At 35.4% G+C, this 9180-nt stretch carries 12 protein-coding genes; 1 reads left to right on the top strand and 11 read right to left on the bottom strand.

What is annotated here, in order from left to right; translation table 11 throughout:
- The 3 genes from ACHABW_RS21285 to ACHABW_RS21275 form a co-directional block, all read right to left on the bottom strand.
- Window positions 1-603: metal ABC transporter permease (locus tag ACHABW_RS21285; protein ID WP_435758366.1), on the bottom strand; the 603-nt coding region annotated here is incomplete at its 3' end.
- A 5-nt stretch (window positions 604-608) separates the two neighbouring features.
- Window positions 609-1352: a metal ABC transporter ATP-binding protein gene (locus ACHABW_RS21280; RefSeq protein ID WP_435758359.1), complete on the bottom strand. Its 744-nt coding sequence runs from the start codon at window positions 1350-1352 to the stop codon at window positions 609-611.
- Between the two features lie 305 nt (window positions 1353-1657).
- On the bottom strand, window positions 1658-2521 hold the full coding sequence (locus ACHABW_RS21275; RefSeq protein WP_435758357.1) for an MBL fold metallo-hydrolase: 864 nt from the start codon (window positions 2519-2521) through the stop codon (window positions 1658-1660).
- A 429-nt stretch (window positions 2522-2950) separates the two neighbouring features.
- Here ACHABW_RS21275 and ACHABW_RS21270 point away from each other — a divergent pair, with 429 nt between their 5' ends.
- Window positions 2951-3070 (top strand): YjcZ family sporulation protein, encoded by a 120-nt coding sequence (locus ACHABW_RS21270; protein WP_435758355.1) that lies wholly within the window; start codon window positions 2951-2953, stop codon window positions 3068-3070.
- Window positions 3071-3296: 226 nt separating this feature from the next.
- Here the strand turns inward: ACHABW_RS21270 and ACHABW_RS21265 are convergent, their stop codons facing one another.
- The 8 genes from ACHABW_RS21265 to ACHABW_RS21230 form a co-directional block, all read right to left on the bottom strand.
- On the bottom strand, window positions 3297-3530 hold the full coding sequence (locus tag ACHABW_RS21265) for an SHOCT domain-containing protein (RefSeq protein WP_435758353.1): 234 nt from the start codon (window positions 3528-3530) through the stop codon (window positions 3297-3299).
- A gap of 270 nt (window positions 3531-3800) precedes the next feature.
- Entirely contained in the window at window positions 3801-5219 is a 1419-nt protein-coding gene (locus ACHABW_RS21260) for an ATP-binding protein (RefSeq protein WP_435758351.1), read from the bottom strand.
- Complete coding sequence (locus ACHABW_RS21255) at window positions 5216-5914, bottom strand: response regulator transcription factor (protein ID WP_435758349.1); 699 nt, start codon at window positions 5912-5914, stop codon at window positions 5216-5218. Before ACHABW_RS21255 ends, ACHABW_RS21260 begins: the two co-directional genes overlap by 4 nt.
- 246 nt (window positions 5915-6160) lie before the next feature.
- Window positions 6161-7024 carry a prolipoprotein diacylglyceryl transferase gene (lgt, locus tag ACHABW_RS21250; protein WP_435758347.1) on the bottom strand — a complete coding sequence of 288 codons (864 nt, stop codon included), beginning with the start codon at window positions 7022-7024 and terminating at the stop codon, window positions 6161-6163.
- Window positions 7025-7414: 390 nt separating this feature from the next.
- Window positions 7415-7723, bottom strand: coding sequence for a four-helix bundle copper-binding protein (locus ACHABW_RS21245; RefSeq protein WP_435758345.1), 309 nt, complete (start codon window positions 7721-7723; stop codon window positions 7415-7417).
- A gap of 140 nt (window positions 7724-7863) precedes the next feature.
- A complete protein-coding gene (locus ACHABW_RS21240) occupies window positions 7864-8244 on the bottom strand; it encodes a rhodanese-like domain-containing protein (RefSeq protein ID WP_435758343.1) in 381 nt (126 codons plus the stop codon).
- A gap of 409 nt (window positions 8245-8653) precedes the next feature.
- Window positions 8654-8884 carry a hypothetical protein gene (locus ACHABW_RS21235; RefSeq protein WP_435758341.1) on the bottom strand — a complete coding sequence of 77 codons (231 nt, stop codon included), beginning with the start codon at window positions 8882-8884 and terminating at the stop codon, window positions 8654-8656.
- Entirely contained in the window at window positions 8874-9089 is a 216-nt protein-coding gene (locus ACHABW_RS21230) for a hypothetical protein (protein WP_435758339.1), read from the bottom strand. Before ACHABW_RS21230 ends, ACHABW_RS21235 begins: the two co-directional genes overlap by 11 nt.
- Window positions 9090-9180 lie beyond the last annotated feature (91 nt).

The raw sequence follows: 9180 nt of genomic DNA, 5'->3' as shown, positions 1-9180 counted from the left end.
GGCAACGACTAGGATGATACCAACTGTCTGTAAAGAGGCAACGGTGGTCATTGTTAAAAGTATCATTAGCATGTAATGTATAAGCTTATTTGGTAAACCGAATGTTGCAGCTATCGTTGGATCAAAGGTAGTAACCAACAATTCTTTATAAAAAAGAAAAACGGTTGTTAGTACAATGACGCCTACAATGAATGTCATCCACATCTCTGCTACTGGAACAGCAAGAACATTCCCGAATAAAATATGATACAAATCCGCACTGCTTTGCATGATGGTAATAAGAATTATTCCTAAGGCAAATGCGGCACTAAACATAATTCCAATAGATGTATCATGCTTAATTCTACTATTTTGGCTAATATAACCTATCCCGATAGCTGTTAATAAGCCAGTAAATACAGCACCATAAAAAATATTTATCCCAAACATATAGGACACCGCTACACCTGGCAGAACTGCGTGTGAGATCGCATCTCCCATTAACGAAATTCCTCTTAATATAATAAAACAACCAATTACACCACATATAATGCCTACCATAACCGATGTTACTAACGCTTTTTGCAAGAAACTATACTGGATAATTGCTTCAAAAAAAGAAATTAAATTCAAGACAAATTCACCCCGAGTTCTTTTAAGAATGAAAGCTGGCCAGAATAGGCTTTTGTTATATTATCAGGTTTTAATACGTCCTGAGCCTTTCCATAACTTACTAATTCTTTATTTATTAAAAGTATCTCATCAAAATAAGAAGCCGCTTTATTTAAATCATGATGTACAATAACAATCGTTTTTCCTAGATTTCTTAATTCTCGCAAAATCGTAATAATTGTTTGTTCACTTGATGCATCAATTCCAACAAAAGGTTCATCTAAAAAAAGCATTTCCGTTTCTTGAGCTAGTGCCCTTGCTAAAAATACTCGTTGTTGTTGCCCTCCTGACAATTCACCAATTTGACGTTTCCCAAAATCACTCATTCCAACTTTCTCTAAACAATGATAAGCCCATTCCCTATCCTTCTGTTTCGGTCTCTTAAATAGACCTAATTTTGGGTATGTTCCGATAACAACTGTATCAAGCACAGTGATTGGAAAATCCCAATCGATATCGCTACGTTGAGGTACGTAAGCAATTTTGTTTCTAAATTCTTTTAATGGCTTTCCATAATACTCAATAACCCCTCTATCAGTTGGGATCAGGCTTAATAAGGATTTTAATAAGGTTGATTTCCCTGCACCATTCGGTCCAATGATTCCCAAAATTGTCCCTGTATTTGTTTGGAATGAAATATTATTAATGGCTTCATTCCCAAAGTAAGAAACATAGAGACCTTTTACATTTATAGCCATCATTTCTTTCCTCCTCGCTAAAAAGTAGATCATCACTATTTTTTTTGCCTTAGGGAAACTTTAACTGCAAAAAAAAGCGCAATTTTGATTTTTGTATCTTTAAGCCTAACAAAAGTTGCATATAGATATATGTTTTGCCTAAGATCAACTTTCTGTATAATATAAGTCTATATGCTATTAGTTGTCTTTGTCAATACATGATTTTTCATTAAATTAAAATAGTTCCTAATAAACGAGAAAAGGGAAAAAAGTCGACTTCTCCCCCTCCATCCGATTGTAATCCCATAACTACTAAAGCTCCATGTGTATTAGATTTTATCCATTTCATAGCCATTTGCAAAATGTTCTATTGTTTCTAATTCTTCGTCATTTAACTCTCTATTTAGCGTTTGTTTATACTTTGACTTTATTTTCTCGGTATCACCGTTATATTTCTCAGTATAGAATCCGACTGCTTTTAACAACTCTATTTCTTGCAAAAACTCAGTTCTATTCAAATTTTTCGAATGTGATAGGATGTATGTTTCTGCATCAAATGTTTCTAATTCTTGTATTAATTTAAAAGTGCGTTTCGTTGTATAGTTGTTTTTGGAGGAAAAAATATCTGGATAAATACTATCACCTAGAAATAATATTTTTTCTTCCTTAATATAAACAACAACAGAGTCTTGTGAATGGTTACCTCCCACATGTTTTAACACACATGTCACACCTCCAAGATCTATTTCAAGCTGATTATCAAATGTTAATCTAGGCAAAAGAATATGTATATTTCTTTCTTGACCATACTCTTTTTTTATACAATTAGCACAAAATTCAATTTCTGTTCCTTCTTTAACTCGTTCGTCTAAAGCCTTATCTGTCCATTCATAACCGGTTAGTTTATTTATTTCTTTTTTCGTCTCTGAAGATGAGATAGACAAGGAATCTTTTAGTGCCGATATTCCAAAAATATGGTCCCAATGCCAATGAGTTATTGTAACGAAATCTGGTTTTGAAATATTATGTTCACTTAACTTTTCTAAAAACAAACGTGCATGTGCTTCTGAATTGCCTGCATCTATCATCAAGTTCCTTTCATTGCCAACGACCATTCCTAAAGTCGGTCTGTCAGTCTCTGAAACGGGTGTCATATACCAAAATGAATTTCCTATTCTTTTTAACTGCTGCATCCTTGCTTCCTCCATATATTTATAATTATTGCAATCTAGTAAAAGCTTCGTTTAAAGATTCTCTTCTTCTATTAACTGCACTTTAGTTTAAGTATATTTTCTCAAAGTTATACCAATATTAGCACACTAAATTGGCCAAATTGCTTTTCTATCTTAAAATAAACAAATTTTATTATAACTGGGCATCGCGATGTTGAAAGTGCAAAAATATTTTATGCAGAAACAGCTTATGTATAGCCATCAAAACATTTCGTCTCCATAATACTGAAGGCTTGCTCTTACCAAACCAATACAACTCAATAGACCCCGGAATCGCTTATTTATCTAAACAAGTATTTTTTAGGTATATATCCAAGCAAGAAGGTTCTTATCAACATATCTTGTAACTGTAAGGTATTTTCACTAAAAAAAATAAAAGGAGTTGTTCAAATGAGTGGTGCAGTAGCTGGAGCAGGATATGGTGCAGGTGGAGGATTTGCGTTATTAGTAGTACTTTTTATTCTCCTAATAATTATCGGTGCTAGTTATGGTGGTTATGGAGCGTATTAATAAATATTTAGGAACCTAAAAAAGTATTTTAGGTTCCTTTTTTTGTTTGTTTAACTTAACCTTTTTTGCTTCTCCATTCTTTCCCTGTAAACTGAGCAAGCTCTTTTCCCAAGTATTGGTACTACAAGATTTTTTCACCTATTTACTACTTTCTACTATTCACAATCCATGCAAGTTCATCTGTCACCATTACCAAATTTCTGGCTACTCGTATCTTTTTCAACGATTATTTCTCTTTAAGTATTGCTTTTTTCAGTTCAAACTCTTTCTCACTGATTTCCCCTCTTGCATACCTTTCCTTTAACATCTGAAAAGCTGAATTATCCTCGTGGTGCATGGGTTCTTTTTTCTTTTCAATACCTTTAAATAGCAATGAAAATACACCGTAAATCACCAAGCCTATCACCAAAATCCAAAAAATCATCATTAAGATCATGGATCCATTCATCATGGACATCATTTAAATCCCTCCTCTCAACAATTTGCTATCATTAGTCCTTTTTATCTCGTGCATCTTCAGATTATATTTATGAATCACCTTTCTTCTTCCTAAAGATTAAGTAAAGCAAGGTTGCGACAATAACTGGAACACATGCCCAGAAGCAGATGAGAAACAATGTATTTAAATAAGGTTTCATTGAATCAGGGTTTACAAGCCAATTGGCAGACATTGTCAAGCAAGACAGACCAATCACCACCAATGATATCGCCATTACCCATTCTGTCCTTTTCATCGTTCTTCTCCCCCATTTCCTTTGATTGCAGGGAACCTGATTTCAAACCTGGTTCCTTTCCCAAATTCACTAAATACTTGAATGGTCCCCCCTTGAATTTCTACCAACTGTTTTACAATAGCCAGTCCTAATCCTGTACCTCCATGCTCCCGTGATCGAGATTTTTCCACACGGTAAAACCGTTCAAAAATGTAAGGAAGATCTTCTTTAGGGATTCCAGTCCCCGTGTCTCTAATCTCGATTAATATCTCGTAAGGTTGCAAACTTTTTATAATAAAACTAATTATCCCTTGGTCTGTATAATGAATGGCATTATCTAATAAGTTACTGAAAATCTGCTCCATGCGATGACCGTCACCAAAAATCAAAGGTACATCTTCTTCAATAGTAGAGGTAAAAATTACTCCCTTGTCTTTGGCTTTTAAGTAAACCTTGTGATGAATGTTTTCCATCACTTCCCTGAAGTCAATCCATTCCTGATTCAGGCTGAACTTCCCCTCTTCCATTTTAGATAATTCAAACAAATCATTAATGAGATGGGTTAATCGCACTGATTCCTGTTGAATAATATCTAAATATTGCTCTTTCTCCGCCTCACTCTGATACAAGTTCTCTTTTAAGATTTTTGTATACCCCTCTAAATAAGTCATTGGGGTTCTCAGTTCATGAGAAATATTAGCGAAGAACTCTCTTCTTGTATCCCGATATACCTTCAAATCAGTGGCTAAATCATTGATGGCCTGAGCCAATGAACCAGTTTCATCACCTGTTACAACCTTAACCCGCGTATCTAAATCTCCCTTTGCAATTTTACGAGTGGCCTGCTCCATTTCTACCATTGGTTTAGAGAGTTTCCTTGACAAAACCACGGTAAAGCCAAGCGCAAGAAAAAAAGTCCCGATGCCAGACAAAACTAACATTTGTCTGACCTTCTGTATGGACTCATAAATGCTGTCAATCGATGATAAAACATAAATTCCGCCATAAAAAGTATCCCCATCATAAATCGGTGAACCAGAGACGAGGAAACGACTTCCCGTTGTTCGAGCTTCATATTCCTTTTTAATGGTGTTCCCCCTAGATAAGGTGTTCATTTCCTCTTCAGGTATGAAAGATCCCTTAGATAATCCTGGAACACTTGAATTAGCAATAATTTCGCCTTCAGTATCCACAATATAGAGTTTCACCTGTGATAACTCGGACATCATCTCTATCATCTGCACCATCATACTATTTTCAGAGTCGGCTAAAGCGGTAGCATAATAGGAAGACTGTTGATCAATGTCTTCCTGAACTTGACCGTAATAAAAACCTGAAAAAATTTGATCAATGACAAACCCTAAAGGAAGTAAAACGACAAGCAACAGCAATGTGATGGTGGAGCCTAATTTAATCGCAATTCGATTTACTTTCATTTTCTCTCCTCAAGATCCTTCGATTTATATCCCACTCCCCAAACTGTTTGGATAGGACTGTAAGATAAACCAGCTTTGCGAATTTTTTCGCGGACATTCTTGACATGGGTATCAACCGTTCTTAAATCTCCGAAGTAATCATTTCCCCAGATTTGATCCAATAATACTTCGCGGCTATACACCCGTCCAGGATGAGCGATTAGTGCATATAGCAAATCAAACTCCTTGGGTGTTAATTCGACTAGTTGATCATGAATAAGGACTTCTCTTTTTTCTGGATCAATTTTCATATCCTGAATGCTGAGGATAGTCGACTTTGAATTCGTTACCTCTGATCTTCTAAGCAACGCTTTTACACGTGCCATCAATTCTTCTGGTTCGAACGGTTTGACTAAATAGTCATCGGCCCCCATAGATAATCCTTGCACTTTATCTTTCGTTTCCGTTCGAGCTGTTAACATCAAAATAGGCGTTTGGCTGGTTTGTCGAATATGAGCACAAACTTCCCATCCGTCCATTCCTGGCATCATTATATCTAAAATTATCAAATCAAAAGTTTGGTGTTGAATGGTTGATAATGCGTCGTGCCCATCCTTGGCCTCGATTACATCAAAGTCGCCCTTTGTAAGGTAAACACGTAAAAGATTTCTCATGTTCCATTCATCGTCAACTATTAGCACTTGAGACCTACTCATATTTCATCCCTCATTATTTATTTTTAGTATGTACTTCTAATTATACAAAACAAATTTGATAAAACTGTGATCATTTTAATTTATTCTACGGATAAAAAGTTTCCAGACTGCAAATTATTAATGTCTTATTCTGTTTAACATTTTTTTATAAAAGTCCATTTATCTACTGAGTTTCTTTAACCATACAACTAACTGTCCAACATTAATACTTCGTCTCCATATTCCAAAATGTCTCTCCTGACAGAGCTACTTTTTCTTCTTTTTAGCGCTCTTTTTGTTGACTGTTTTCATTTTGGTTTCTTCATCAAGGTATCGTTTGTTTGCCATTCTTTTTTTCCTACGATAAATGATAAGGAAGGTACCTCCTATTATCGAAACAATCGAGATAACCTGAGCCGTTTTAAATCCGAAAATCAATAAGTAATCCGTTCGAATTCCTTCGATGAAAAACCTACCAACAGAATACCAAATAGCATACATAATAAATAGCTCTCCTCGACGTAAATTAACGCGCCTTAACGAGAGTAAGAGAATAACTCCAATCAGATTCCAAATAGACTCATATAAAAATGTCGGTTCATAATAAGTTCCGTTTATAAACATTTGGTCAATAATAAAATTGGGTAACATCATATTTTCTAAAAAGTTTCGAGATACCTCGCCGCCATATACTTCCTGGTTCATAAAATTTCCCCAACGACCTATAGCTTGGCCTAATAAAATACTTGGTGCAGTGATATCTAGGAGTTTCCAAAGAGATATTCCCTTATACTTTGCAAAAATAGCTCCAGTGATGATAGCTCCAATTAGTCCACCATGAATTGCGAGTCCGCCTTCCCAAATCGCAAAGGCACTCAATGGGTTATCTGCATAGTGTTCCCATCGGAAAATCACATAGTAAATTCTTGCCCCAATGATAGCAGCTGGCAGGGCAAACATAAGTAGATCTGCTAGCATATCATCGGGCAAACCCCGTTTCTTCATCTCTCGGTTTGCTAACAAATAACCTAAAAATGCTCCTAAACCAATTAAGACGCCATACCAATAAACAGAAATGGGACCTAGTTCAATTGCAATACGATTCAGTGGTTCAATCGTTCCTATAATCATACTTACACCTCGTTTTTCTCAACTACCTTCCTTAAAAAAGGGCGATAAATTCTGAGAATTTCTCTGCCACAATAAAATTCATTCACTTTAGACTAGTTCATTGCTTTACTAATACCAATTTAACTATAATTTAAAAATGTGATAGATTTGTGTTTATTTAGAACATCCCACGAGAAAATACTCAACAAGCTGTCCAAAGTAAATTGTATCCATTTCAACAAAACGCTTATTTTATGGCGTTGAGTGTGATTTAAATGACAATCGTCACATATGCGTTTCCATTTTCTTTTTGTGTTCAAGTAGTTATTTCCAATAAACCCTAAAAATACCGGTTTTTGTAAAAAATAAAAAGGACGACCAAAAGGTCATCCTTCTCAACAGGTATTCATCTTAAGCAGCTAATTTTCTACATTCTTCAGCACACTTATGACAATGGTCATGGTCATGCTTTTTACATTCTTCTCCACAAGCCTCACAAATTTGAGCACAGATCCCGGCTAACTCACTAGCAAACGGAGTTCCTCTTCCTAGTGCTTGCTCTAAATAACCGCAGATATCTGCACATTCCCTATCCAAACGTATACAATACGCCATCATCTGAACATTTTCTTCCCTTAAACATGCATCATAGCAGTGATTACATGTTTCCATACATTCATGTAACGTGTTTATCAACGTGTGATATTGTTCGTGAGACATAATAAAATCCTCCTTTTTTCTACTTTCTTACTATCTTCAATATCCGAATTTTTATACTACTAAACCCTTATATCATAATACTCACCGTTTACGTTTCTTTATCTGAATCGGCAGTTCTTCATACGAGAACAACCTTTCTGTTAATCTATTTCCAGTGGTCCGTTCCACATAGACATTCCACCATCGAAATTGACTACATCTTTAAACCCTTTCTTTACGAGAAACTCTGCGCTCTCAACCCCCATTGGACCTGTATGACAAACTAAAAGTACAGTTTTTTCCTCGTTTAATTCATCGTATCGCTGTTGAAAGACCTCATAAGGAATGTTAAGTGCACCTGGTATATGACCTTCCTTGTAAAGTTTCTCCTCACGTAAGTCCACAAATTCTACATTATCATTATCAACTGCCTTTAGAACCTCTTCCTGATCAATCTCCTTCCAATCCTCGCTTTGTTCGGTGACAATAACAAAGATAACTGCCAAGAAAAATAGAATGGGCAATAAATATTTTCGGATCACGTTCATATGACCTCCTCTTTCTTCATTTTTCACTTTGAAAACTACGACTTTATAAGAATAATTCTATAGCAAGTCATTTCATCTAGTATCCTGTCGTGAAGACAATCATAGAAGTGTGGATGCCCTACCAAAAAAGTTTTCGAATTGATTGATTTTAGCTTCACTAGATAATGTTAAATCCCACCGCCTGTTTACATTCTCATAAGTAAACTCAGGTGAAATCGTTAATACCCTCTCAACTTCTCTTTAGTGTCCTTAAATTCCTTGAATTCGGTTTTTCGACATTACACCAAGTTATTCCTTCTACTATGAACCTCTTAACTGTTTAGAAGTGAAAAAATTACTTTCCATAGGGTGATTAATAATTCTCTATTCCAGTGCTTTCCCCTGGATGAATCCTGCCATACTTTTAAGCCACATCCTTGATAAGATCTGCAATTACGGGAAATTCAAGCGTCACCCTTTGTTTTTCCTGAATGTTACGAACCAAAGCAATATGTGCCGGTAAATTATCTACACATAAACCTAATAACTCACAATTTAAGTCTTCGAATAAAAAAAGAAGACCTTTTTTATATTGGCCTTCCTCTTCTCTACATATCATGAATATTTTATTCTTGTGTAATGCCTTAGTCATCATAAGAGGACATAAAATCTTGACAGCCATCTATCATTTCTTGTCCTTGAGGAGAATCCATAGCTTCCATCATATTAGACATTCCGTTTCCATTCATCGTGTTCATCATTCCATTCCCTTCAATCGGTGAAGCAAAAGCTGTTCCTCCTATAACCAAGAAAGCTGCGAGAGCAAATGACATGAGTAATAGTAACTTTTTATTGTACATTTTGTATTTCCTCCTTTCTGTTATCTATCAATATACTCCGAAGATGTGATTAAACTGTGATGAATATAAGAAAAAAGGACATCCGTCTATA

Origin of the sequence: Salipaludibacillus sp. CF4.18 (assembly GCF_051262595.1) — a bacterium.
Lineage (GTDB): Bacteria > Bacillota > Bacilli > Bacillales > Salisediminibacteriaceae > Salipaludibacillus > Salipaludibacillus neizhouensis.
This window is presented reverse-complemented; position numbering and strand designations above follow the sequence as displayed.